This is a genomic window from Streptomyces antibioticus (assembly GCF_002019855.1).
GTDB classification, from domain to species: domain Bacteria; phylum Actinomycetota; class Actinomycetes; order Streptomycetales; family Streptomycetaceae; genus Streptomyces; species Streptomyces antibioticus_B.
Window position 1 is genome coordinate 6,816,977 of record NZ_CM007717.1, and the last position, 25,020, is coordinate 6,841,996.

Genomic DNA, 25,020 nt, shown 5'->3' on the forward strand with positions numbered 1-25,020 from the left:
TCAGGGCGTGCTCAGCCCGCCGTTGAGTTCGCGCCCCGTGACCATCTCGGACTCGATCCGCACGAACACCACGTCCCGCAGCGGCATCCAGGAGGTGGGCCCGGTCTGCGTCAGCCGTTCGTGCTCGGCCCGGTCCGTGACCACGCCCGCCCGCCCGGTGACGACGACACTCCACCCGGACCGGGTCGCCGCGTTGAACTCGTCCGCCTCGAAGGCGACCACGACACCGTCGATGGCGCGTACGAGGTCCGAGCCCGGCGAGGTGCACAGCAGCACGGAGGCGTCCGTGTCCAGCGAGAAGTTGATGGGCAGCACCGCCGGCAGGGCCTGCCGGGTGTACACCACGCGGCCGACCGGCACCTTGGCCAGCATGCGCAGGCACTCCTGCCGGTCGAGTGCGCGAAAGCCGTCTGTCGGGAACATCGTCCCATCGTCCCTGGTGGGCGCGGCCCGGGGTAGGGCCGACCGGCCCTACCCCGGTGGCGTGCGCGGAGCGGCCGGGGCGCCCCGGGGAGACGATGGTGGGGGAGGGACGCACGGGGTCGTCGGAGGGGGCCCGTCCGTCCCCCGGCAGGGACTCATGGCCCATGCCGCCCGCACGTCCGGATGCGGACAGTGAGTACACGATGCCGTCGGGCGTCGTACCACCGCGCAGAGGCAGCCGAGGCAGCCGAGAAAAGGACGGACACCATGGTCCAGCCGTCGAAGTCGAAGAGCGGCAGCTCACCGTCGGGCGCCCCGGTGCCCGGCCGGGCCTGGCTGATGCTGGCCCTGGCCACGATCGGTTTCGCCGTCAACTTCTGGGCCTGGGCGCTGCTGAGCCCGCTCGGCCCGCGCTTCAAGGACAGCCTCGACCTGTCGTCGTTCGAGCAGTCGCTGCTGGTCGCGGTGCCGGTCGTGGTCGGCTCCCTGGGCCGGATCCCGGTCGGGGCGCTGACCGACCGGTTCGGCGGCCGGATCATGTTCCCGATCGTCACGGCGGTCACCATCGTCCCGGTGCTCTACCTCGGTCTGGCCGGGCACTCCTCGCTCGCCGCCCTGCTGGCCGGCGGGTTCTTCCTCGGGGTCGGCGGCACCGCGTTCGCCGTCGGCGTGCCCTTCGTGAACGCCTGGTTCCCGCCGGAGCGGCGCGGCATGGCGATCGGCGTCTTCGGCGCCGGCATGGGCGGCACCGCGATCAGCGCCCTGACCACCGTGAAGCTGGTCGACGCGGGCAGCATGGCCACCCCGTTCGTGCTCACCGCCGTCCTGCTCGCCGTGTACGCGGTGGCCGCCGCCCTGCTGCTGCGGGACGCGCCCGGCCGGACCGTCCCGACCGAGCCCCTGGCCCGGCGGCTGGCCGCCACCGCCCGCCTGAGCATCACCTGGCAGGCGTCCGCGCTGTACGCGGTCGCGTTCGGCGGCTATGTCGCCTTCTCCGTCTACCTGCCCACCTACCTCAAGACCGGCTACGGGCTCACCCAGGCCGACGCCGCGAACCGCATGGCCGGGTTCGTGCTCCTGGCGGTGGCGATGCGCCCGATGGGCGGCTGGCTGTCGGACCGGCTGGGCCCGGTCCGGGTGCTGTCCGGCTCGCTCGCCGTGGTGGTGGCCGGTGCGGTGGCGCAGTCCTTCACCCCGGCGCTCGCCCCGGCCGGCACCCTCGCCTTCCTGGCCATGGCCGCCGCGCTGGGCGCGGGCAGCGGGGCGACCTTCGCCCTGGTGGCCCTGCTGACCCCGGCCAGCAAGGTCGGCTCGGTGACCGGTGTGGTCGGCGCCGCGGGCGGCCTCGGCGGCTTCCTCCCGCCGCTGGTGATGGGCTCCCTGTACGGCGCGTACGAGTCGTACGCGGTCGGTCTCGCCCTGCTCGCGGTCGTGGCCGCCGCCGCGCTGGTCTTCACCCTCACCCGGGTCCGCGCCGCCGTCGAGGGCGAGGACCGGGCGTCAGGACCCGGCCGGGGACAGCGCACCGGCACCGCGCACACCACCGTCTGAGCACCCCGGCCACCTGCCGAAGGAGGGGACCCCCGATGTGCGAGTACTGCGGCTGCCAGTCCCTGGCGTCCATCGACGAGCTGACCCGCGAGCACGACGAGGTCGTCCGCCTGATCAGCCACCTCGGCCCCGCCCACCGCGCCGGTGACGTGGCCGGGATGGCCCGGGTCGCCCGGCGGATCGCCGCCGTGCTCGGCCCGCACACACAGGTCGAGGAGCACGGCCTGTTCCCGGTGATGGCCGAGGAGTTCCCCGAGCAGATCGCCGCCCTGGAGGCCGAACACCGGCGCGTCGAGGCGGTGCTCGCCGAGGCCGCGGACGGCGTCACCCCGGCGGACCCGGACTGGCCGCACCGGCTCCTCGCGACCATGGCGCTGCTGCGCGACCACATCCTCAAGGAGCAGGACGGCGTCTTCCCGGCCGCGCTCGCCGTCCTCGGCACCGAGGACTGGGAGGCGGTCGAGAAGGTCCGCGCCACGGCGGGCAGCCCCTTGTCCCGGACGGCTCCCTGACGCCGTACCTCCGCCGCCGGTCACGGCGCCGCGGAGACCCGCCGGGCCCACCCGGCCGGCCCGTCCGGCCGGGCGGGCGCCCGCGCACCGTGTTCTGCTGATCGTGGTACGACCGTTGACCTTCCCGGGGACGGCGGTCGTAGAGTCGTTCGCGGCCGGACTTGATCACGACTCGTACGGGCCCGCGCGCCCGGAACGGAGTGGCACGGTGGGCATGGATACCAGCCAGGCACAGGCTGCGGGCATGGACGACGGGCTGACCGAGGCGCTGGTGCGCAGCCGCCGGTTCTTCACCCGGGCCGAGGTCTCCGACGACCTGCGGACCCTGCACAAGAAGGGCGGCCGCCAGGCGGACGCCTTCTACCGGGACCGCTGGTCGCACGACAAGGTGGTCCGCTCCACGCACGGCGTGAACTGCACCGGCTCCTGCTCCTGGAAGGTGTACGTCAAGGACGGCATCATCACCTGGGAGGCCCAGCAGACCGACTACCCCTCCGTCGGCCCCGACCGCCCCGAGTACGAGCCGCGCGGCTGCCCGCGCGGCGCCGCCTTCTCCTGGTACACCTACTCGCCCACCCGGGTGCGCTACCCGTACGTGCGCGGTGTGCTGCTGTCGATGTACCGCGAGGCGAAGGCCCGCCTGGGCGATCCGGTGGCCGCCTGGGCGGACGTCGTCTCCGACCCCGAGCGGGCCCGCCGCTACAAACAGGCGCGCGGCAAGGGCGGTCTGGTGCGGGCGAGTTGGGACGAGGCGGTGGAGATGGTCGCCGCCGCGCACGTCCACACGATCAAGGAGTACGGCCCCGACCGGCTCGCCGGCTTCTCGCCGATCCCGGCGATGTCGATGGTGTCGCACGCCGCCGGCGCCCGCTTCTACTCGCTGCTCGGCGGCGTGATGCTGTCGTTCTACGACTGGTACGCCGATCTGCCGGTTGCCTCGCCGCAGGTCTTCGGCGACCAGACCGACGTACCGGAGTCGGGGGACTGGTGGGACGCCGGCTATCTGATCATGTGGGGCTCCAATCTGCCGGTGACCCGCACCCCGGACGCGCACTGGATGGCGGAGGCCCGCTACCGGGGGCAGAAGGTGGTGGCGGTCTCCCCGGACTACGCGGACAACGTGAAGTTCGCGGACGAGTGGCTCGCCGCCCGGCCCGGCACCGACGGGGCGCTGGCGATGGCCATGGGGCACGTGATCCTCAAGGAGTTCTTCGTCGACCGGGCCACCCCGTACTTCACCGACTACGTCAGGACGTACACGGACCTGCCCTTCCTGGTCACTCTCGACGAGGCCGAGGCCGAGACCGAGACCGGGGGCGAGGCCGGGGATGAGCCGGGCGGCGGCACCTACCGGCCGGGCAAGTTCCTGACCGCCGCCGACCTGGGCGGCGAGGCCGCGCGGGCCGAGCACGCCGAGTTCCGCACCGTGCTGCTCGACGCGGCCGACGGGCGGCCGGTGGTACCGAACGGCACCCTCGGCGACCGCTACGGCGACACCGGCGCCGGCCGCTGGAACCTCGACCTCGGCGACACCCGGCCCCTGCTGACCGCCGAGGGCGGCGAGGAGCCCCCGGTCGCCGTCGAACTGGCCCGCTTCGACGCCCCCGACGGCAGCGCCGGCCGGCTGCGGCGCGGTGTCCCCGTCCGCCGGGTCGCCGGTCGGCTGGTCACCACCGTCTACGACCTGCTGCTCGCCCAGTACGGCGTGGCCCGCGCGGGCCTGCCCGGCCGCTGGCCCACCGGGTACGACGACGCCGACGAGCCGTACACCCCCGCCTGGCAGGCCGCCGTCACCGGTGTGGAGGCCGCCAAGGCCGCCCGGATCGCCCGGGAGTTCGCGGCCAACGCGGAGGAGTCCGGCGGCCGTTCGATGATCGTCATGGGGGCGGGCACCAACCACTGGTTCCACTCCGACACCATCTACCGGGCGTTCCTGACCCTGACCACGCTGACCGGCTGCCAGGGCGTCAACGGCGGCGGCTGGGCGCACTACGTGGGCCAGGAGAAGGTGCGCCCGATCACCGGCTACTCGGCGATCGCGACCGCCGCCGACTGGAACCGCCCGGCCCGGCTGATGATCCAGACCGCCTACTGGTATCTGCACAGCGATCAGTTCCGCTACGACCCGTTCTCCGCCGACACCCTGTCCGCGGCCGGCGGCGGCCCGTTCGCCGGCCGGACCACGGCGGACGTGATCGCCCAGTCGGCGCGGATGGGCTGGATGCCGTCCTACCCGACCTTCGACCGCAACCCCCTCGACCTGGCCGACGAGGCCGAGGCGGCGGGACGCCCGGCCGGTGAGCACGTGGTGGCCGAACTCAAGGCCGGGCGGCTGGGGTTCGCGGGCGAGGACCCCGACGCCCCGGCCAACTTCCCGCGCGTGCTGACGGTGTGGCGGGCCAATCTGCTCGGCTCCTCCGCCAAGGGCAACGAGTACTTCCTCAAACACCTCCTCGGCACCGACTCCTCCGTCCGCGCCGCCGAGGCACCGCCGGACGCCCGCCCCCGGGACGTGGTGTGGCGGGAGGAGGCCCCCGAGGGCAAGCTCGACCTGCTGCTGACCATGGACTTCCGGATGACCAGCACGACCGTCTTCTCCGACGTCGTCCTGCCCGCCGCCACCTGGTACGAGAAGCACGACCTGTCCAGCACGGACATGCACCCCTTCGTGCACGCCTTCAACCCGGCCATCGCCCCGCCCTGGCAGACCCGCACCGACTGGGACGCCTTCCACACCATCGCCCGGGAGTTCAGCCGTCAGGCCGCCGGACACCTGGGCGTCCGCAAGGACGTGGTGGCCGCCCCGCTGCTGCACGACACCCCCGACGAACTGGCCAACCCCCGGGGCCGGGTGCGCGACTGGAAGGCCGGGGAGTGCGAGCCCGAGCCCGGCCGCACCATGCCCAAACTGATCACGGTGGAGCGCGACTTCGGCGCCGTCGCCGACAAGATGGGCGCGCTCGGCCCGCTGCTCGACAGCCTGGGCGCCACCACCAAGGGCGTCACCTTCAAGCTGGAACGCGAACTGGAGTACCTGCGCCACAAGAACGGCCTCGCACGCGGCGGAGCGGCCGACGGACGCCCCTCCATCGCCCGTGACGTGCACGCCTGCGAGGCGATCCTGGCCCTGTCGGGCACCACCAACGGCCATCTGGCCACCCAGGGTTTCCACACCCTGGAGGCCCGCACCGGCACCCCGCTGGCCGACCTCGCCGCCGAACACGAGGGCAGGCAGATCACGTTCGCCGACACCCAGGCCGCACCCGTGCCGGTCATCACCTCCCCGGAGTGGTCCGGATCGGAGACCGGCGGGCGCCGCTACTCGCCGTTCACCGTCAACGTCGAACGCCTCAAGCCCTGGCACACCCTCACCGGACGCCAGCACTTCTATCTCGACCACGACTGGATGGCCGCCCTCGGCGAACAACTCCCCGTCTACCGACCACCGTTGAACATGCACGCCCTGTTCGGTGAACCCCGGATCGGCGACACCGGCGAACTCGGCTTGACCGTGCGCTACCTCACCCCGCACAACAAGTGGTCGATCCACTCCGAGTACCAGGACAACCTGTTCATGCTCTCGCTGTCCCGGGGCGGACCCACCATCTGGATGAGCACCGAGGACGCGGCCAAGGTCGGCGTCCGGGACAACGACTGGATCGAGGCGGTCAACCGCAACGGCGTCGTCGCCGCCCGCGCGATCGTCTCGCACCGTATGCCCGAGGGCACCGTCTACATGCACCACGCCCAGGACCGGCTGATCGACGTGCCCCGCACCGAGACCACGGGCCGTCGCGGTGGCATCCACAACTCCCTGACCCGGCTGCTGATCAAACCGACCCATCTCATCGGCGGCTACGCCCAGTTGACCTATGCCTTCAACTACCTGGGCCCGACCGGCAATCAGCGCGACGAAGTCACCGTGATCCGCCGCCGTTCCTCCCAGGAGGTGGAGTACTGAGATGCGCGTCATGGCCCAGATGGCGATGGTGATGAACCTCGACAAGTGCATCGGCTGCCACACCTGTTCGGTCACCTGCAAACAGGCGTGGACCAACCGCACCGGCGTCGAGTACGTGTGGTTCAACAACGTCGAGACCCGGCCCGGACAGGGCTACCCCCGCCGCTACGAGGACCAGAACACCTGGAAGGGCGGCTGGGAGCTGAACAAGCGCGGCAACCTCGCGCTGAAGGCCGGCGGCCGGTTCAAGAAGCTCATCACGATCTTCTCCAACCCGGTGCTGCCCTCGCTCGACGACTACTACGAGCCCTGGACCTACGACTACGAGACCCTGACGAACGCGCCGCTCCAGGACCACACCCCGGTCGCCCGCCCCAAGTCCCTGATCACCGGCAAGGACATGAAGATCGCCTGGTCGGCGAACTGGGACGACGACCTCGGCGGCTCGGCCGCGACCCGTGAGAAGGACGTCGTCCTCAACGAGGTCTCCGAGCGGATCACCTTCGAGTTCGAGCAGACCTTCATGTTCTATCTGCCGAGGATCTGCGAGCACTGCCTCAACCCGTCCTGCGCGGCCTCCTGCCCCTCCGGCGCGATCTACAAGCGCGAGGAGGACGGCATCGTCCTGGTCGACCAGGACCGCTGCCGCGGCTGGCGGATGTGCGTGACCGGATGCCCGTACAAGAAGGTCTACTTCAACCACCGCACCGGCAAGGCCGAGAAGTGCACCTTCTGCTTCCCGCGCGTAGAGGTCGGCCTGCCCACCGTCTGCTCCGAGACCTGCGTCGGCCGGCTGCGCTACATCGGCCTCGTCCTCTACGACGCCGACCGCGTCCTGGAGGCCGCCACCACCCCGGACGACACCGGCCTGTACGAGGCCCAGCGGCAGGTCTTCCTCGACCCGGACGACCCCGAGGTGGTCGCCGCGGCGGAGCGGGCGGGCATCCCCCGGGACTGGATCGAGGCGGCCCAGCGGTCCCCGGTCCACGCCCTGATCAACACCTACAAGGTCGCCCTCCCGCTGCACCCGGAGTACCGCACCCTGCCCATGGTCTGGTACATCCCGCCGCTCTCCCCGGTGGTCGACGCCGTCCGCGACACCGGCCGGGACGCCGAGGACCACCGCACCCTGTTCGCCGCCGTCGACGCCCTGCGCATCCCCGTCGACTACCTCGCCCAACTGTTCACGGCCGGCGATCCGGCCCCGGTGGACGCCGTCCTGCGCCGCCTGGCCGCCATGCGCTCCTACATGCGCGACATCAACCTCGGCCGCGAACCCGACGGCACCATCTGCAAGGCGGTCGGCATGGGCGAGGAGCAGATGTACGACATGTACCGGCTGCTGGCCCTGGCCAAGTACGACGAGCGGTACGTCATCCCGCCCGCCCACGCCGAACAGGCCCACCGCCTGGAGGAACTCGCCACCGAGTGCAGCCTGGACTACGAGGGCGGCCCCGGCATGGGCGGCTCCGGACCCTTCGGCGAGACCTCGGGCGGCGCCGCTCCCATCGCCGTCGAGAACTTCCACGTCCTGCGCGACCGGCAGACCGCCGACACCCACACCACCCCCACCGGCAGGGCCACCCGCGTCAACCTCCTCAACTGGGACGGCAAGGGCTCCCCACCCGGCCTGTTCCCGGGCCGGCCGTCCGGCGAGGGCGAAGGGGAAGGCGAGCCGAAGTCATGAAGTGGAAGAGCGCCCGCACCCTCCGCCTCCGCCCCTGGCACCCCCACGCCTGGCAGGTCCAGTCCCTGCTGCTCGCCTACCCCGACGAAGGGTTCGCCCGGCACCTGGACCTGGCCGGCCGGGTCGCCGCCACTCTGCCGGAATCCGTCGCCGGCCCCCTGCTCCGCTTCACCGCGCACGCCGGCCGGACCTCCGTCGCCGACCTGGGCGCGGCGTACGTCGCCACCTTCGACCACCGCAAGCGCTGCTGCCCCTACCTGACCTACTACGCGCACGGCGACACCCGGCAGCGCGGCACCGCCCTGCTGCGGCTGAAGCAGACGTACACCGCGGCCGGCTGGCGGCTCGGCGACGACGAACTGCCCGACCATCTCGCCGTCGTCCTGGAGTTCGCCGCCGGCGCCCCCGACACCGGGGCCCGGCTGCTCACCGAGCACCGGGCCGGTCTGGAACTGCTGCGCCTGGCCCTGACCGACGACGACTCGCCCTGGGCCCACGTCCTGGACTCCGTGTCGGCCACCCTGCCCGGCCTCGCGGGCGACGACCGCGAGGCCGTCCTACGGCTCGCCGCGCAGGGCCCGCCCGAGGAACAGGTCGGCCTGGACCCGTACGCGTCGCCGTCCTCGCCGCCCTCCTCGTCGCCCGTGTTCCTGCCCGACCCCGTCGTAGGAGGTCCCCGATGACCGCGCCCGCGCAGCCCCTCACCCTGGCGGCCGAGGCCGGCACCGGCGGCATCCTGCTGTGGGTCGTCCTGCCGTACCTCGCCCTGGCCGTGTTCGTGCTCGGGCACGTCTGGCGCTACCGCTACGACAAGTTCGGCTGGACCACCCGCTCCTCGCAGCTCTACGAACGGCGGCTGCTGCGCATCGGCAGCCCGCTGTTCCACTTCGGCATCCTCGTCGTGATCCTCGGCCACATCGGCGGCCTCGTCATCCCCAAGAGCTGGACCGAGGCGGCCGGGATCAGCGAGCACACGTACCACGTCACGGCGGTCGTCCTCGGCACGATCGCGGGCGTCGCCACGCTCGGCGGCCTGGCCGTCCTGATCTACCGTCGCCGCACCGTCGGCCCGGTCTTCTCCGCCACCACCCGCAACGACAAGGCGATGTACGTCTCGCTGACGGTGACCATCGTGCTCGGCCTGTCCGCCACGGTGGCCGCGAACCTGGTCGGCGGGGGATACGACTACCGGGAGACGATCTCCCCCTGGTTCCGGTCGATCTTCTACTTCCAGCCGGACCCGGACCTGATGGCGGGCGCACCGGTGCTGTTCCAACTGCACGCGATCAGCGCGCTGCTGCTCTTCGCGGCCTGGCCCTTCACCCGGCTCGTGCACATGCTCACCGCGCCGCTGGGCTATCTCACCCGCCCCTACATCGTCTACCGCAGCCGCGACACCCGCCTCGGCACCCGCCCGCCGCGCCGCGGCTGGGAACGCGTCGGCTGAGGCGGGGCGGGAGGCTGTGCCGGGGCAGGGATCAGGTCAGGTCAGGACAGCGGCACGGACCACTCCACCACCGTGCCCGTCGGTTCGTTCGACGTCAGGGTGAGACTGCCGTCCAGCTCGGTGGCGCGCCGACGCAGGTTGTCCAGGCCGCTGCGCCGGGTGACGGCCGGGTCGATACCGGTGCCGTTGTCCGCGACGCGCAGCCGGAGCCGGCTGCCGTCGGTCTCGACGGTGACCTCGACGCCGGTCGCGTGGGCGTGCCGGGCGGCGTTGGAGAGGGCCTCGCGCAGCACCGCCAGCAGATGTTCGGCGTGACCGGGCGGTACCGCGGTGTCCAGCAGGCCGGTCATGCGCAGGGCCGGGGTGAAACCGAGCGCGGCCGCGGCCCGGTCGGTCTCGGCGAGCACCTTCGCGCGCAGCCCGCCGCGCCCGTCGGTGCGGTCGCGTTCGTGCAGGGCGTAGATGGTGCCCCGGATGGTCTTGATGGTGTCGTCGAGGTCCTCGACGACCCGCTGCACCCGCTCGGCGACCTGCGGACGGTCGGAGACCCGGCCGAGGACGGAGTTCAGGGTCAGCCCGGAGGCGAACAGCCGCTGGATGGCCAGGTCGTGCAGGTCACGGGCGATGCGGTCGCGGTCCGTCAGCACCATCAGATGGTCCGCCTCGCGCCGGTGCTCGGCGATCTCCAGGGCGAGGGCCGCCTGGTCGGCGAAGCCGGTGATCATGGCCATGGTGGCGTCGGTGAACGCGTCGCCGCCGGGCAGATTGGCGACCTGGAGGACCCCGCGCACATGTTCGGCGCTGCCGAGCGGGAGCAGGAACCCCGGCCCCAGCGCGATCTGCGCGGCGGAGCCGCCGCCGCCCTGCGGTTCGTCGGACAGCGCGGCGCTGGTGATCTGCTGATTGGAGGTGAAGACCTTCGCGGCCAGTGTGGGGGCGGGCAGGACCAGTCCGTGCACCTGCTCGGCGCCCTCGCCGTCGGCCGCCTCGATCACCAGTTCGTCGCCGCCCTCGAACGGCACCGCGAGCGTCACCAGGGCGGCGCCGGACAGCGATCTGACGGTCGCGGCGACCTGGTGCAGGACCCGGTCCGGGTCGGCGCCCGACAGCAGGCTGCGGGTCAGTTCGCTGCTGGCCGCCAGCCACTTCTCCCGGCGCCGGGCGTCCTCGTACAGGCGGGCGTTGTCGATCGCGACACCGGCCGCGGCCGCCAGCGTGCGCAGCACCGCCTCGTCGTCGTCGTCGAACTCCGCGCCGTCACGCTTGTCCGTCAGATACAGATTGCCGAACACCTGGTCGCGCACCCGCACCGGCGCCCCCAGGAAGGTGGTCATCGGCGGATGCCCCGCGGGAAAGCCCACCGAGTCGGGATGGCGGCCCAGCTCCGGCAGCCGCAGCGGCTCCGGCTTGCGGATCAGCAGCCCGAGGATGCCCTGCCCCTCCGGGTAGTGGTCGATGCCATGGACGGTCTCCTCGTCCATGCCGACGGTGATGAACTGCCGGATCTTCCCCTCGTCACCGAGCACGCCGAGCGCCCCGTACTGGGCGTCCACCAAGGTCACGGCCGACTCGGTGATCCGCCGCAGGACCACGTCGAGATCCAGGTCGGAGCCGATGGCGAGGACCGCGTCCAGCAGCGTGTGCACCCGGTCCCGCGTCGCACGGACCTGCGCGATCTGCGCCTGAAGCCCCTCCAGCAGCTCGTCCAGCCGCAACTGGGGTGCCGCCGGACCGCCCTTCCGCCCCTGCGCAGGACTCTCCGCCATTCCCGCTCCCTCCGGAAAAAGTGCCGCCGGCACCTCCACAAAGATCCTATGGCCTAGGCGCCCCCGACCGAAGGGCACGTCCCGCCGATCGTCGGCCGGGGGCACAGGTCGTGACGTAAGTCAGGATGGTGACAGTCGCGGCGCGCGGCGGGCTGCGGAGTGGGAGATGAGGTTCGGGACATCCGCCTGGCGGACGGTTGATCGCAGATGCCGGGGGTCGGCGCACGGCGGCGGAGAGCCGTGCGCCGACCCCGGCCCGTGCGATCGGACCGTCCGTGTGATCGGATCGGATCAGTACTTGGTGTACTTCAGCCGGTCGAAGCGGGCGGTGAGGGTGGTGCCGGGGTAGACGAAGGGGTCGAGCCAGCTGTCGACGCCGATGCCCGGCCAGAGGTTGGTCATGATGCGCATCGGGTGGGTGGGGAGCGCGCCGCGGGAGCCGTTCTCCTGGTGGACCAGCTTGCCGTCGACGAACCAGTTGATGGTCCCCTGGTTCCACCACTCGATGGCGTAGTCGTGGAAGCCGGCGGAGGCGTCGAAGCCGAGGTTGATGACGGTCTCGTGCCCGCCGACTCCGTTGGTGAAGTAGTTGGTCTGCATCTGGGTGGTGTTCTTGCCGAGGATCTCGACGTCGATCTCGTCCCAGGGCTGCCCGTCGCTCGGCCCGGTGTAGGTGAAGAAGCCGGTCACCGTGCCGGGACGCTTGACCGCCTGGAGCCGCGCCTCGAAACGCCCGTACGTGAACAGGTCGTTGGAGCGGTACTCGCCGGATGCGTAGGGCTTGCCCGAGCAGCCGCTCGGGCAGGTGGCGTTGTCGAGGTTGATGCCCATGACGCCGCCGCTGAACCAGGTGTGGTCCGCGCGCCAGCCGACGTTGAACATGCTGCCGTTGGTCCAGTTGTCCGCCTTGTGCCAGCGGCCGGTGTCGAAGGAGTCGAGATTGTCGACGAAGCTGCCGCCGATGGCCGCGTCGGCGGTGGGGCTGAGCAGCGGGTTGAGCGCCAGGACGAGCGCGGCGAGCGGGGGGATCAGCCAGCGGCGGGCCTTGAAACGGCGACGGGGTGTGGTTGCGGGGGAACGCATATCGGCCTCCTCGTGGAGTGAATGCGGCATGCGGCATCGGGGCGCGCGTCAGCCACCGACGGTGCGGACGCAACGTCGTCACGTGGTGAGGGGGCGCGGCCCGAGGCTTGTGCCGATGAAGCCGGGTGGGGGCAGGCTCGGCGTCCTCGCACGGCACGGATGCGCGGACAGGGACGCTTGCCGTGCTCAGGGCACGGCAGGTGCGCAGCCGACGAAGGGAGGTGTCGGTGCGGCGGCAAGGTGCGGCGTGACACACACGGAACTGATGTCGGATGCCGCTTCCCCGGCCGCGCGGCACGAAGGTGCGGGGAGGAATCCGACGGGAGGGACAACGCGGTGCAGGGTGTGGTGGTGCACCGTGACAGGAGCGGAAGGTGGGGGTGGGATCGCTCCCAAATTCAAATTAACACCACGCCAACTGCCCTACAAGACTCGGTACTTACGCAGATGCAAGAAGCTCGAAATCTGCAGTTCACGTAGGAGGGGTGAAGCGGGATGGCGATCGGGGGGCATCCCTCGGCCACTGGAAGCGGTACCAGTTCCGGACCTCGGCGGAGGGGTGGGGCTGAGCCCCGCGGACTGTCGGAAGAGCAGACTTGCCAGCCGTATGGCCGGCAGGATCGGGGCGACGTGGATTCGGGATCCGATCGCTTGTTCTAGCCAGTGGCTGTAACCGGGAGCCTGCGGCTACGGTCAAGCCTTCGAACCCGCCTGGAGGCCACGCGTACATGCAGGAGAACGAATACCTGGGCTCCCGTCGGCGGTCCGGCGGTGTCGGAGCGAGGCGAGGCCCGCTACGTTCACCCCGGCGATGTGACATCTCGTGACAGATGAGAGGCTCAGGCGGGTGAGTGAGACACCGATGAACACCCTGCAATACCGCTTTGACGGCCCGGAAGACGCCCCGGTCCTGATCCTCGGTCCCTCACTGGGTACCACCTGGCACATGTGGGATCGTCAGATCCCCGAACTGGTGCAGCAGTGGCGGGTGTTCCGCTACGACCTGCCCGGGCACGGCGGTGCCCCCGCGCACCCGGCGGTCTCCGTCGGGGATCTCGCCGACCGGCTGCTCGCTACGCTCGACGGGCTCGGGGTGGAGCGGTTCGGATACGCGGGCTGTGCGCTCGGCGGGGCGGTCGGGGTCCAGCTCGCGCTGCGGCACCCCGAGCGGGTCGCCTCGCTCGCGCTGATCGCCGCCTCGCCGCGGTTCGGCACGCCCGACGAGTTCCGTCAGCGCGGGGTGGTCGTGCGGACCAACGGACTGGACCCGATCGCCCGTACCTCGCCCGACCGCTGGTTCACGGCGGGCTTCGCGGCCGCGCAGCCCGCGATCACCGAGTGGGCCGTGCAGATGGTGCGTACCACCGATCCCGGTTGCTACATCGCGGCCTGCGAGGCGCTCGCCGCGTTCGACGTCCGGTCGGAGCTGGGTCTGATCGGCGTCCCGACGCTGGTCCTGGCCGGATCGGACGACCAGGTCACCGGGCCCGCCGAGGCGCGCACCCTGGTCGCGGGCATCCCCGACGCCCGGCTGGCCGTCGTACCGGGCGCCTCCCATCTGGTCCCGGTGGAGCAGCCGGCCGCCGTCACCGACCTGCTGGTGCGCCACTTCTCCACCGCCTGGCAGCCGGCGCCCGACGCCGGGCGGACCGTCGTCCCGGGCATCCCCGTCCGGGCGGTGCTGAGCGCGCCCCCGCAGCCGGTGCCCGTCGCGGAGATCGCGCCCGCCCCGCTGGTCGAACCGCCGCAGGCCGCGGGCCGCCCCGACCCGTACGACACCGGGCTGAAGGTGCGCCGCGAGGTCCTCGGGGACGCCCATGTGGACCGGGCGCTGTCCCAGGCCGACGACTTCTCCGGCGACTTCCAGGAGTTCGCCACCCGCTACGCCTGGGGCGAGATCTGGGACCGCCCCGGCCTCGACCGGCGCTCCCGCTCCTGCGTCACGCTGGGCGCGCTGGTCGCCGGCGGCCACCTGGAGGAGCTGGCCGTCCACACCCGCGCCGCCCTGCGCAACGGGCTCACCCCGGACGAGATCAAGGAGGTGCTGCTCCAGACGGCCGTGTACTGCGGTGTCCCGGCGGCCGGCAGCGCCTTCCGGGTCGCGCAGCGGATCATCCGCGAGGAGACCACGCCGCAGGAGTGAGCGCCCGCCGCGGGCCGCCGGCGGCAGGATGGACCCATGACGACCATGAAGCTCACGAAGAAGACGCACGCGTGCGTCCGGCTGGAGAAGGACGGGCGCACGCTGGTCATCGACCCCGGCGCCTTCAGCGAGGCGGACGCCGCGGTCGGCGCGGACGTCGTCCTGGTCACGCACGAGCACCCCGACCACTTCAGCGAGGAGCGGCTGCGCGCCGCCATGGAGGCCCGTCCCGACGCCGAGATCTGGACGCTGCGCTCGGTCGCCGACCGGATCTCGGCCGCCTTCCCCGGCCGCGTCCACACCGTCGGCCACGGCGACACCTTCACCGCGGCCGGCTTCGACGTGCAGGTCCACGGCGAGCTGCACGCGGTCATCCACCCGGACATCCCGCGCATCACCAACGTCGGCTACCTCGTCGACGGCGGCCGCGTCTTCCACCCCGGCGACGCCCTGACCGTCCCCGACCACGCCGTGGAGACGCTGATGCTCCCGGTCATGGCCCCCTGGAGCAAGATCTCGGAGGTCATCGACTACGTCCGCGAGGTCAAGCCCCAGCGCGCCTACGACGTCCACGACGCCCTTCTGACCGACCTGGCCCGCCCGATCTACGACAACCAGATCGGCGCGCTCGGCGGCGCCCGGCATCTGCGGCTGGCGCCGGGGGAGAGCACGGCCCTGTGAGTGTCGGTGGCGCCGGGTAGGTTGTCAGGCATGCGCATCGCGACCTGGAACGTGAACTCGATCACCGCCCGTCTGCCGAGGCTGCTGGCCTGGCTGGAGAGCAGCGGCACGGACGTGCTCTGCCTCCAGGAGGCCAAGCTCGCGGAGGCCCAGTTCCCGTTCGACGCGCTGCGCGAGCGGGGCTACGAGGCGGCGGTCCACGCCACCGGCCGGTGGAACGGCGTGGCGGTGATCTCCCGCGCCGGTCTCGACGACGTGGTCAAGGGCCTGCCCGGCGACCCGGGCTACGACGGCGTCGTGGAACCGCGCGCGATCTCCGCGACCTGCGGCCCGGTCCGCGTCTGGTCGGTCTACGTGCCCAACGGCCGCGAGGTGGACCACGCGCACTACGCGTACAAGCTCCAGTGGTTCGAGGCCCTCAAGGCGGCCGTCGCCGGGGACGCGGCGGGCAGCCGCCCCTTCGCGGTCCTCGGCGACTACAACGTGGCGCCGACCGACGACGACGTGTTCGACGTCGCGGCCTTCGAGGGCCTCACCCATGTCACCCCGGCCGAGCGGGCCGCCCTGGCGTCCCTGCGCGAGGCCGGCCTGTCGGACGTGGTGCCGCGCCCCCTGAAGTACGACCACCCGTTCACGTACTGGGACTACCGCCAGCTCGCGTTCCCCAAGAACCGCGGCATGCGCATCGACCTGGTGTACGGGAACGCGCCGTTCGCCCAGGCCGTCAAGGACGCCTACGTCGACCGCGAGGAGCGCAAGGGCAAGGGCGCCTCGGACCACGCACCGGTCGTGGTCGATCTCGACGTGTAGCCCGCACAGCAGGGAGAGACCGACGGCCTCGGCCGGCGAGGCTAGGGGCGGCGGGGGCGCGGGTCAACGCGCCATGCGTGTGCGGCGCGGGAATTCGACCGGACGCTCCTGCCCGCGCGCCTGTGGTGCGCACGTCGGTGCGAATGACACGCTGGACGTATGAACATCCCTTTTCTGGGCAACAGGCGCAAGAAAGCCGGTGAAGCGGTGATCGTTGCGGATCCCGAGGGGGTGGCCGAACTCCTCTCGGAGTGCGAGCTGCTGCGCTCGCAGGCGGCCCGGGCGGGAATCCGTCTGGACGACACCACGGCCTCCCTGGAGGCGCTGGACCAACTGCTGCCGCGCTGGCGGGACGACGCGGAGATCCTGCCGTGGCTCGGCAACGACGCCGGGCTCTATCTGGGCACGGTGATCGTGCGGACCGTGCGCGGCGCCGCGTGGGACTTCCGGCCGGACGGCCAGCCCGTCGTACGGCTGCTCTCCGGCCGGGAGTTCGACGTGGTGACGGCCGGTCAGGAGTGGGCCACGAGCGGCGTTCCCGAACTGTCGCAGCTCTACGGAGAGGTGGCGGAGACCTGATCACCGGCCGCTCGGGTGCCGGTTCGCGGACCGAAGGACTAGAGTGGGCCGTTCATCTCCCATGACCCGGGGCAGCGGTCACTGAGCCATACCCGCCCGGCGACCGGCCGGAGATCACTGCTCGCGCAGCGGAACCGACACGTACGACGGGTCGTTCTCCGGCGAGGAGAAGGTCAGCCGCGCGCCGGACGGGTTGTGCTCGATGTAGAGCGGGTCGACCGTGTCGACGACCAGGGCGAGCCGGTGCCCCGCCGGGACGTCGTAGGCCGTGGAGTACAGCTCCAGATCGAGGCCGAACGGCTGTCCGGGCGTGCGTCCGTGGAAGGTGTACGGCGCGTGGGTGACCAGCTTGCCGAGGCCGAGCGGCCCCACGTCGTAGAGGTACGCGACGAGGGTGCCGCTCTCCTCGGTCGGGGTGACCGTGGTGTGCAACGCCGCCGTACCGCGCACCTGTTGGGCCGTGGGATACCGCTCCGACTGCCATACGGCGGCCCAGGCGCGGGGGAGCAGCGGGATCGACGCCATCGGGGGCAGCCGGGCGATCTGGTCGAGGATGCTGGACAGGAACACGATGCCGCCGTCGGCGCCCGAGTTGACGTTCGTGTGGATCGTGGCGGTGTCCGTGAGGGCGATCCTGCGGCGGTCGGCGCTCACCGACTTCCAGTCCGGATAGCCCTCGTAGCCGCCCGCGGAACGGGACTTGAGCTGGACGGGCTGTTCGCGCTCGATGCCGTTCGCCGTGTCCTTGAGGTGGTGGTCCAGCCAGCGCCTGCTGTCGTTCCAGACGTCGTTGGGCATCCCGAACAGGCCGGTGAGTTCGGCGGTGGCGTGGTCACCGGGCCGCAGTTCGAGGCGCTTGGGGCCGGTCAGCTTCTCGTAGAGGGCGACGGACTGGTTCGGCGGGAAGATCGTGTCGCCCCAGCCGTTGGCCAGCAGCACCGCGGTGCCGTTGCGGTTGAGCCGGTCCGCGTACGCCTCGGGGGAACGTTTCTGCCCCCAGGCGAGGATCTCCTTCTCCTTGGACAGGTCCGAGGAGTAGAACGCGGAGAACACCTCCCGGGTCTCCGGGCTCTGCCGCCCGGCGACCCGGCCCACGGTGTCGAGCAGCGCGGCCGCCTGGAGGTGCTGGGTGCGTCCGGAGTAGATGGACTCGATCAGATCGCCCCAGCCGCTGAGCGCGGCGACGGCCCTGACCCGCGGGTCGTGCGCGGCCGCCAGCAGGCTGATCCCGGCGCCGTAGGAGACGCCCGCCATGCCGATGCGGTCCGGGTCGGCGGGGGTGTGGGCGAGGGCCCAGTCGAGCACCGTGCGGGCGTCGGCGACGTCGAGCGGGCCGGCCACGTCGATCCCGCCGCCGGACTGCCAGAAGCCGCGGACGTTGTAGCTGAGCACGACATAGCCGGACGCGGCGAGTTCCTTCGCCTGCGCCAGGTACTCGATCTGCGGGAAGCCCCAGCTCGTCGGGAGCACGACCAGCGGGTGGCGGGTGCCGTCGGCGGCGCCGGTCGGGGTGACGACGTTGGCCTTGAGGACGGTGCCGTCGGCCGCGGTGATGTCGACGTACCGGACATCCGTACCGGCTCGGGTCGCGGTCGCGGTGCCGGCTCCGGCTCTGACTCCGGCGGCGTGCGCGTCCGGCGTGAGGGCGAGGACGCCGCCGGCGATCAGGGAGGCCGAGAGGGCTCCGGCGGCGGTCGTACGCAGGGCGGTGCGGCGCGATCGTCCCACGGGGCACACTCCTAGGCGTGTCACGTCAAAGTGACCCGACGGTAACCTCCGCGCCGTACCTGTGGTAACCCGTCGGTAAGTTACGAGGCGGTAACGTTTTCCGGTTCCGGTAGCGGAGCCTGTGCCGCACGTGTCACGTCGGCGACCAGATCGACGACATCCGGGCCGTACGCCGCCGAGTTGATGACCTTCAGCAGCAGCACGAAGGAGTTGTTGCCGTGCTTGCGCGCCAACCGCTCGTGATTGCGCACGAGATAGCGGGTCGCGGCCTGGTTGGTGATCGCCCGCTGGCCGCAGAACAGGAACACCGGCCGCCCCGCGCGCCGCCGCCCGGCCGTGAGCCGGGCCAGCATCACGTACTCGGTGACGCCCGACTCCATCCGGTAGTGCTCGGCGCCGATCTGGAACGCCAGCTTGTCCGGGCCCGGTTCGGGATCGGTGTTGATCCGCACCCCGGGCAGCATGGCGTTGATGTGGGCCGCCATCCGCCGGTTCGACCCGGGCCCGCCGACGCAGAACTCCGTCCGCTCCCCGAACCCCTGACGGGCCGCGTCCTGCGTGATCACCTCGGCGTTGGCCCCGCAGTCCTTGATGAGCGCGGACAGCTCCAGCAGCGCGAACACGTCATGGCGGTGCACCGCGAGATCGGCGCTGCCCGCGTCACGGTTGACCACGAGCAGGCACTCGGAGTTCTCCGGCAGCCCGAAGAACGCCCGCTTGCGCCGGAGTTTCCGGCGCCACAGATAGGTCCGGGCCACCCAGCCGAGCGCGGCGCTGATGCCCGCCGCGACCACACCCAGGACGATGTTGCGCACGTCGTCGTTCATGGGCGCGCATGGTAGCGGTCCCTCATGCGATTGACGTACCCGTGTTCGAGGTGTGGCAGTCGTATGACAGCGCGCGCAGGCACCCTGTCGGGGCCCCCGTGATGTGGTTACGCTGCGCGGACGGTCCCCGACTGGAGGTACGGATGCGTCGCCCTGTCGCGCGGAAACTGTCGGTCCTTGCGGTCTGCGCCGCCACGGTGTCGGTGGGGGCGGCCGCGCCACCCGCCCCCGGCGGCAAGCCCGTCGACCCCGTCGCCAAGGTGCCCGTCGCCGTCGGCTACGGCGGCGCCGTGGCCAGCGTCGACGCGGACGCCTCCGCCGCGGGCATCGAGGTGCTGCGCAAGGGCGGCAACGCCGTCGACGCGGCCGTCGCCACCGCCGCCGCCCTCGGCGTCACCGAGCCCTACTCGGCCGGCATCGGCGGAGGCGGCTACTTCGTCCACTACGACGCCAAGTCCCGCACCGTGCACACCATCGACGGCCGGGAGACCGCGCCGCTCACCGCCGACTCCGGCCTTTTCCTGGAGAACGGCAAGCCGCTCGCCTTCGCCGACGCCGTCAGCAGCGGCCTCGGCGTCGGCACCCCGGGCACGCCCGCCACCTGGGCGACCGCGCTCGACCGCTGGGGCAGCAGGCCGCTCGGCACCCTCCTCAAGCCCGCCGAACGCCTGGCCCGCAAGGGCTTCACCGTCGACGACACCTTCCGCTCCCAGACCGCCGCCAACGAGACCCGCTTCCGCTACTTCCCCGACACCGCCCGGCTGTTCCTGCCCGGCGGGCAACTCCCCGTCGTCGGCTCCACGTTCAAGAACCCCGACCTCGCCGCGACCTACGCCGAACTGGGCCGCAAGGGCGTGCGCGCCCTGTACCGGGGCGCCATCGGCCGGGACGTCGTCGACACCGTCAACCACCCGCCCGTGGACCCGGCTTCGCAGTGGAACGCGCGCCCCGGCGAGCTCACCACCCGCGATCTCGCCGCCTACCGCGCCAAGGTGCAGGCGCCCACCCGGACGGCCTACCGCGGTCTCGGCGTCTACTCCATCGCGCCCTCCTCCTCCGGCGGCACCACCGTCGGTGAGGCCCTCAACATCCTGGAGAACACGGACCTTTCGAAGGCCGGCCAGGCCCGGTACCTGCACCGGTTCATCGAGGCCAGCAGGATCGCCTTCGCCGACCGCGGCCGCTGGGTCGGCGACCCCGCCTTCGAGAACGTCCCCACCGGGCAACTGCTGTCGCAGAAGTACGCCGACTCCCGCGCCTGCCTCATCAGCGACGACGCGGTCCTCACCAGCCCGCTCGCCCCGGGAGACCCGCGCCGCCCGGCCGCCTGCGCCACCGGCGGCACGGCCGCCCCGACGACCTACGAGGGCGAGAACACCACGCACCTCACGGTCGCCGACAAGTGGGGCAACGTCGTCTCGTACACGCTGACCATCGAGCAGACCGGCGGCAGCGGCATCACCGTCCCCGGCCGCGGCTTCCTCCTCAACAACGAACTGACCGACTTCTCCTTCGCCCCGGCCGACCCGGCCGTCCACGACCCGAATCTGCCCGGTCCCGGCAAGCGGCCGCGGTCCTCGATCGCCCCGACGATCGTCCTCGACCGGCACAACAAGCCGGTGGTGGCGCTCGGTTCGCCCGGCGGCGCGACCATCATCACCACCGTCCTCCAGACCCTCACCGGCTTCCTCGACCGCGGTCTGCCGCTCGTCGACGCGATCGCCGCACCTCGCGCCAGCCAGCGCAACGCGGCCCAGACCGAACTCGAACCCGGCCTCTACGACAGCCCCGTACGGGGGCAGTTGGAGGGGATCGGGCACTCCTTCCGGCTCAACCCGGAGATCGGCGCCGCCACCGGCGTACAGCGGCTGCCGGACGGCCGGTGGCTGGCCGCCGCCGAGACCGTCCGCCGCGGCGGCGGCTCGGCCCAGGTGGTGCGCCCGGCGGCGGCTCCCTAGTCCTACGGCGCGGAGACGGGGGGAGCCCTACGGCGCGGAGGCGGGGGCGGTCCTACGGCGTGGAGGCGGGGGCGGGCGGACGCGTACGGAACGCCAGCCGTCCGTCCTCGACCTCCACCCGCACCCGCTCGCCCTCCTTGACGCGGCCGTCGAGCAGCAGCCGGGAGAGCTGGTTGTCCACCTCGCGCTGGATCGTCCGGCGCAACGGGCGTGCCCCGTACTCCGGTTGGTGGCCGCGCTCGGCCAGCCAGTCGACGGCCTCGTCCGCGAACTCCACCTGGATGTCCTGGGCGCGCAGCAGCCGCCGGGTCTGCTCCAGCAACAGGTCGGTGATCCGCCGCAGTTGGGCGTCGGTCAGCCGGTCGAAGACCACGATCTCGTCGATCCGGTTGAGGAACTCGGGACGGAAGTGATCGCGCAGCGGCCGCAGGATCCGCTCGCGCCGCGCCTCCTCGTCGGCCTCCGCGCCGCCCGACCCGAAGCCGATGCCGGCCCCCTGCTTGCTGATCGCGTCCGAGCCCAGGTTGCTGGTCATCACGATCACCGTGTTGGTGAAGTCGACCGTACGGCCCTGGGAGTCGGTGAGCCGGCCGTCGTCCAGGACCTGGAGCAGGACGTTGAAGACGTCCGGGTGCGCCTTCTCGACCTCGTCGAGCAGCAGCAGCGAGTACGGGTGCCGGCGCACCACCTCGGTGAGCTGTCCGGCCTCCTCGTGGCCCACATAGCCGGGCGGGGCGCCCACCAGCCGGCTCACCGTGTGCCGTTCCTGGTACTCGCTCATGTCGAGCCGGACCATCCGCTCCTCGCTGCCGAACAGCGCCTCCGCGAGGGCCCGCGCCAGCTCGGTCTTGCCGACGCCCGTCGGGCCGAGGAAGAGGAAGCTGCCGATCGGCCGGTCCGGGCTGGCCAGCCCGGCGCGCGAGCGCAGCACGGCGTCCGCCACCACACGGACGGCCTCCTCCTGGCCGACGACCCGCTCGTGCAGATGCTCCTCCAGGCCCAGCAGGCGGTCCTTCTCCTCCTGGGTGAGCCGGGCGACCGGGATGCCCGTCTGCCGGGACACCACCTCGGCGATCGCCTCGGCCGTGACCTCCAGGTCCAGTCCCTCGTCGGCCGCGTCCTCGCCGCTCTCCTCGGCGATCCGCTCCTTCAGCTCGGTGATCCGGTCCCGCAGCCGGGTGGCCTGCTCGTACTGTTCGTCGGCGACCGCCTGGTCCTTGTCCCGGGCCAGCCGCTCCATCTCACGTTCCAGGGCGCGCACGTCGGTGCCCTTGGTCCGGGAGCCCAGCCGCACCCGGGCGCCGGCCTGGTCGATCAGGTCGATGGCCTTGTCGGGCAGCCGCCGGTCGGTGAGATAGCGGTCGGACAGCTCCACGGCCGCGACCAGCGCCTCGTCGGTGTAACGGACCTGGTGATGGGCCTCGTAGCGGTCGCGCAGCCCGCGCAGGATCTCGATCGCGTCCGCCACCGACGGCTCGGGGACCAGGATCGGCTGGAAGCGGCGGGCCAGCGCCGCGTCCTTCTCGATCCTGCGGTACTCCTCCAGCGTCGTCGCGCCCACGATGTGCAGTTCGCCGCGGGCCAGCGCCGGCTTGAGGATGTTCCCGGCGTCCATCGCGCCGCCCTCACCGCCGCCGCCCGCGCCGACGACGGTGTGCAGTTCGTCGATGAACACGATCAGCGCGTCGGAGTGGGCGCGGATCTCGCCGACGATCGCGTTGAGCCGCTCCTCGAAGTCGCCGCGGAAGCGGGTGCCGGCCACGACGGCCGTCAGGTCCAGGGCGATCACGCGGCGGCCGTCGAGGACGTCCGGCACGTCGCCGTCCACGATGCGCTGCGCGAGGCCCTCCACGATGGCCGTCTTGCCGACGCCCGCGTCACCGATCAGCACCGGGTTGTTCTTGCCGCGCCGGGAGAGCACCTCGATGGTCTGCTCGATCTCGTCGTCGCGTCCGATCACCGGGTCGATACGGCCCTGGGCGGCCAGGCCGGTGAGGTCGCGGCCGTACTTGTCCAGGGTGGGGGTGTCGGTGGGCCGCTGCCGTTCGGGATGGACCTGCGTGGTCTCGGCGCCCTCGGGCGGCAGGGACGGCGCCGCGAACCGGGCCGCGTTCAGGATGTGCCCGGCCGCGGAGTCCGGGTTCGCGGCCAGGGCGCTGAGCACGTGCTCGGGGCCGATGTGCCCGGCGCCGCGCGACCTCGCCAGGTCGTGGGCGTCCAGCAGGGCGCGCTTGGCGGCGGGGGTGAGCGACAGCGAGGTCGGCGGGGGCACCTCGCCCGGCGGGTGCTGGACCGGGCCCGAGCGTTCGTCGATCTGCGAGGCGAGCGAGTCGGGGTCCGCGCCGGCCCTGCTGAGCAGCCCCCGGGTCGGCTCCGCCGACAGGGCCGCGCGCAGCAGGTGCTCGGTGTCGAGGTCGCGGCTGCCGTGCTCGGCGGCGTACTGGGCGGCGCCGCGGACCAGGTCACGGGCGGGGCGGCTCAGGAGCTGGCCGATGTTGATCTGGCGGGGGCCGGGGCGGGGCCCGCCGAAGAAGCGGGCCAGGAACTCACCGAAGGGGTCGCCGTAGCCCTCCGGGCTGGGGTAGCCGCTGGTCATGGCGTTCCGATCGATCGACGCGTGCGGGTGTCCGTGCCGGGCTACACCACGATTGCACGTTCACTTGTGACCGGCATGTGCGGCGGGCCTCGGGTCCGGGTGCGGGTCGGTGTGGGTTGATCGCGCAGTTCCCCGCGCCCCTGGGGTGGGGGGTCCGGCCGTGGGAGAGTGGGTGCGGGTGGGTGTGGGTTGGTCGCGCAGTTCCCCGCGCCCCTGGGGTGGGTGGGGCTCGCCGTCGGGGAGTGGGTGCGGGTGTGTTGGGGCTGGGCGCGCAGTTCCCCGCGCCCCTGGGTGGGGAGTCCGGGCGTCGGGAACAGGCGTCGCCTTGTTCGCGCCGGGCCACCGCAACCCCCTAGGGGCGCGGGGAACTGCGCGCCCGGCCCCCACGCACCCGCACTCGACAGCGCCGCCTCAGCCCAGCCCCACCCCTCAGGGGCGCGGGGAACTGCGCGATCCGCCCCCACCTACCCGCACCCGTCACCGAAACCGCCGCTCACCGCGCCGTAAGCACCCGCGGCCCCCCGTCCGTGATGGCCACCGTGTGTTCCGCGTGGGCCGCCCGGGACGCGTCGTTCGTGACGAGGGTCCAGCCGTCGGACGCCGCGTGGTACCCGTCCGTCCCGCCCGCGATCACCATCGGCTCGATCGCGAGGACCATCCCGTGCCGCAGCCGCATCCCCCGCCCGGCCCGCCCCTCGTTGGGCACCCCCGGGTCCTCGTGCATCCGGCGCCCGATCCCGTGACCCCCGAAGCCGTCCGGAATGCCGTAGCCCGCCGCACGGCACACCGTGCCGACCGCGTGCGCGATGTCCCCGATGCGGTTGCCGACCACCGCCGCCCCGATGCCCGCCGCCAGCGCCCGCTCGGCCGTCTCGATCAGCCGGGCGTCCTCCGGGCGGGCCGTCCCCACGGTGACGCTGAGCGCCGAGTCGCCCACCCACCCGTTGAGCTGCGCGCCGAAGTCGATCGAGAGCAGATCGCCGTCCCGCAGCCGGTACCCGGTGGGCACGCCGTGCACGATCGCGTCGTTCACCGAGGTGCAGAGCACCGCAGGGAAGGGCACCGGCGCGAAGGACGGCCGGTACCCGAGGAACGGCGACGTCGCACCCGCCTCCCGCAGCACACCGCGCGCCACCTCGTCCAGCTCCAGCAGGGAAACGCCCACGTCGGCGGCGTCGCGCACGGCCGTCAGGGCACGTGCGACGACCTGGCCCGCCGCGTACATGGCATCGATCGACGCGTCTGTCTTCAGTTCCACCATGCCAATT

At 72.2% G+C, this 25,020-nt stretch carries 18 protein-coding genes; 11 read left to right on the forward strand and 7 right to left on the reverse strand.

Annotated features, from left to right (window positions below; all coding sequences use genetic code 11):
* Positions 1–423 carry a pyridoxamine 5'-phosphate oxidase family protein gene (locus AFM16_RS30875; protein WP_030798158.1) on the reverse strand — a complete coding sequence of 141 codons (423 nt, stop codon included), beginning with the start codon at positions 421–423 and terminating at the stop codon, positions 1–3.
* A gap of 267 nt (positions 424–690) precedes the next feature.
* On the opposite strand from AFM16_RS30875, the gene AFM16_RS30880 reads away from it, so the two are divergent.
* From AFM16_RS30880 to narI, 6 genes are all read left to right on the forward strand, one after another.
* Entirely contained in the window at positions 691–1,974 is a 1,284-nt protein-coding gene (locus AFM16_RS30880) for an MFS transporter (RefSeq protein ID WP_078635681.1), read from the forward strand.
* A 35-nt stretch (positions 1,975–2,009) separates the two neighbouring features.
* Complete coding sequence (locus AFM16_RS30885) at positions 2,010–2,486, forward strand: hemerythrin domain-containing protein (RefSeq protein ID WP_078635683.1); 477 nt, start codon at positions 2,010–2,012, stop codon at positions 2,484–2,486.
* A 214-nt stretch (positions 2,487–2,700) separates the two neighbouring features.
* Positions 2,701–6,447: a nitrate reductase subunit alpha gene (locus tag AFM16_RS30890; RefSeq protein ID WP_030798165.1), complete on the forward strand. Its 3,747-nt coding sequence runs from the start codon at positions 2,701–2,703 to the stop codon at positions 6,445–6,447.
* 1 nt (position 6,448) lies between these two features.
* On the forward strand, positions 6,449–8,134 hold the full coding sequence (narH, locus tag AFM16_RS30895; RefSeq protein WP_030798167.1) for a nitrate reductase subunit beta: 1,686 nt from the start codon (positions 6,449–6,451) through the stop codon (positions 8,132–8,134).
* Positions 8,131–8,817, forward strand: a complete 687-nt coding sequence (gene narJ, locus AFM16_RS30900; protein ID WP_037877287.1) for a nitrate reductase molybdenum cofactor assembly chaperone — start codon at positions 8,131–8,133, stop codon at positions 8,815–8,817. The genes narH and narJ overlap by 4 nt, the downstream gene beginning before the upstream one ends.
* Positions 8,814–9,581 carry a respiratory nitrate reductase subunit gamma gene (narI, locus tag AFM16_RS30905; protein ID WP_078635685.1) on the forward strand — a complete coding sequence of 256 codons (768 nt, stop codon included), beginning with the start codon at positions 8,814–8,816 and terminating at the stop codon, positions 9,579–9,581. The genes narJ and narI overlap by 4 nt, the downstream gene beginning before the upstream one ends.
* A gap of 41 nt (positions 9,582–9,622) precedes the next feature.
* On the opposite strand, the gene AFM16_RS30910 is transcribed toward narI, so the two are convergent.
* Entirely contained in the window at positions 9,623–11,347 is a 1,725-nt protein-coding gene (locus AFM16_RS30910) for a sensor histidine kinase (protein ID WP_030798173.1), read from the reverse strand.
* Between the two features lie 291 nt (positions 11,348–11,638).
* On the reverse strand, positions 11,639–12,430 hold the full coding sequence (gene bglS / locus AFM16_RS30915; RefSeq protein WP_030798185.1) for a beta-glucanase: 792 nt from the start codon (positions 12,428–12,430) through the stop codon (positions 11,639–11,641).
* Between the two features lie 847 nt (positions 12,431–13,277).
* Here bglS and pcaDC point away from each other — a divergent pair.
* From pcaDC to AFM16_RS30935, 4 genes are all read left to right on the forward strand, one after another.
* Positions 13,278–14,573 carry a bifunctional 3-oxoadipate enol-lactonase/4-carboxymuconolactone decarboxylase PcaDC gene (pcaDC, locus tag AFM16_RS30920; protein ID WP_030798187.1) on the forward strand — a complete coding sequence of 432 codons (1,296 nt, stop codon included), beginning with the start codon at positions 13,278–13,280 and terminating at the stop codon, positions 14,571–14,573.
* 45 nt (positions 14,574–14,618) lie between these two features.
* Positions 14,619–15,254 carry an MBL fold metallo-hydrolase gene (locus AFM16_RS30925; RefSeq protein ID WP_078637143.1) on the forward strand — a complete coding sequence of 212 codons (636 nt, stop codon included), beginning with the start codon at positions 14,619–14,621 and terminating at the stop codon, positions 15,252–15,254.
* A gap of 30 nt (positions 15,255–15,284) precedes the next feature.
* Positions 15,285–16,064 carry an exodeoxyribonuclease III gene (locus AFM16_RS30930; protein ID WP_030798191.1) on the forward strand — a complete coding sequence of 260 codons (780 nt, stop codon included), beginning with the start codon at positions 15,285–15,287 and terminating at the stop codon, positions 16,062–16,064.
* Between the two features lie 159 nt (positions 16,065–16,223).
* Positions 16,224–16,643 carry a DUF6278 family protein gene (locus tag AFM16_RS30935; RefSeq protein ID WP_030798193.1) on the forward strand — a complete coding sequence of 140 codons (420 nt, stop codon included), beginning with the start codon at positions 16,224–16,226 and terminating at the stop codon, positions 16,641–16,643.
* Between the two features lie 114 nt (positions 16,644–16,757).
* On the opposite strand, the gene AFM16_RS30940 is transcribed toward AFM16_RS30935, so the two are convergent.
* Both AFM16_RS30940 and AFM16_RS30945 read right to left on the reverse strand, forming a co-directional pair.
* Positions 16,758–18,371, reverse strand: a complete 1,614-nt coding sequence (locus AFM16_RS30940; RefSeq protein ID WP_078635689.1) for an alpha/beta fold hydrolase — start codon at positions 18,369–18,371, stop codon at positions 16,758–16,760.
* Between the two features lie 80 nt (positions 18,372–18,451).
* On the reverse strand, positions 18,452–19,198 hold the full coding sequence (locus AFM16_RS30945) for a hypothetical protein (RefSeq protein ID WP_179123332.1): 747 nt from the start codon (positions 19,196–19,198) through the stop codon (positions 18,452–18,454).
* Positions 19,199–19,341: 143 nt separating this feature from the next.
* Between AFM16_RS30945 and ggt the strand changes: the two genes are divergently transcribed.
* Positions 19,342–21,156 (forward strand): gamma-glutamyltransferase, encoded by a 1,815-nt coding sequence (gene ggt, locus AFM16_RS30950; RefSeq protein ID WP_078635691.1) that lies wholly within the window; start codon positions 19,342–19,344, stop codon positions 21,154–21,156.
* 52 nt (positions 21,157–21,208) lie between these two features.
* Here ggt and AFM16_RS30955 read toward each other — a convergent pair whose 3' ends face one another.
* Both AFM16_RS30955 and map read right to left on the reverse strand, forming a co-directional pair.
* Positions 21,209–23,752 (reverse strand): ATP-dependent Clp protease ATP-binding subunit, encoded by a 2,544-nt coding sequence (locus AFM16_RS30955; protein ID WP_078635693.1) that lies wholly within the window; start codon positions 23,750–23,752, stop codon positions 21,209–21,211.
* Between the two features lie 493 nt (positions 23,753–24,245).
* Positions 24,246–25,013 carry a type I methionyl aminopeptidase gene (map, locus tag AFM16_RS30960; RefSeq protein ID WP_078635695.1) on the reverse strand — a complete coding sequence of 256 codons (768 nt, stop codon included), beginning with the start codon at positions 25,011–25,013 and terminating at the stop codon, positions 24,246–24,248.
* Between the last annotated feature and the right edge of the window lie 7 nt (positions 25,014–25,020).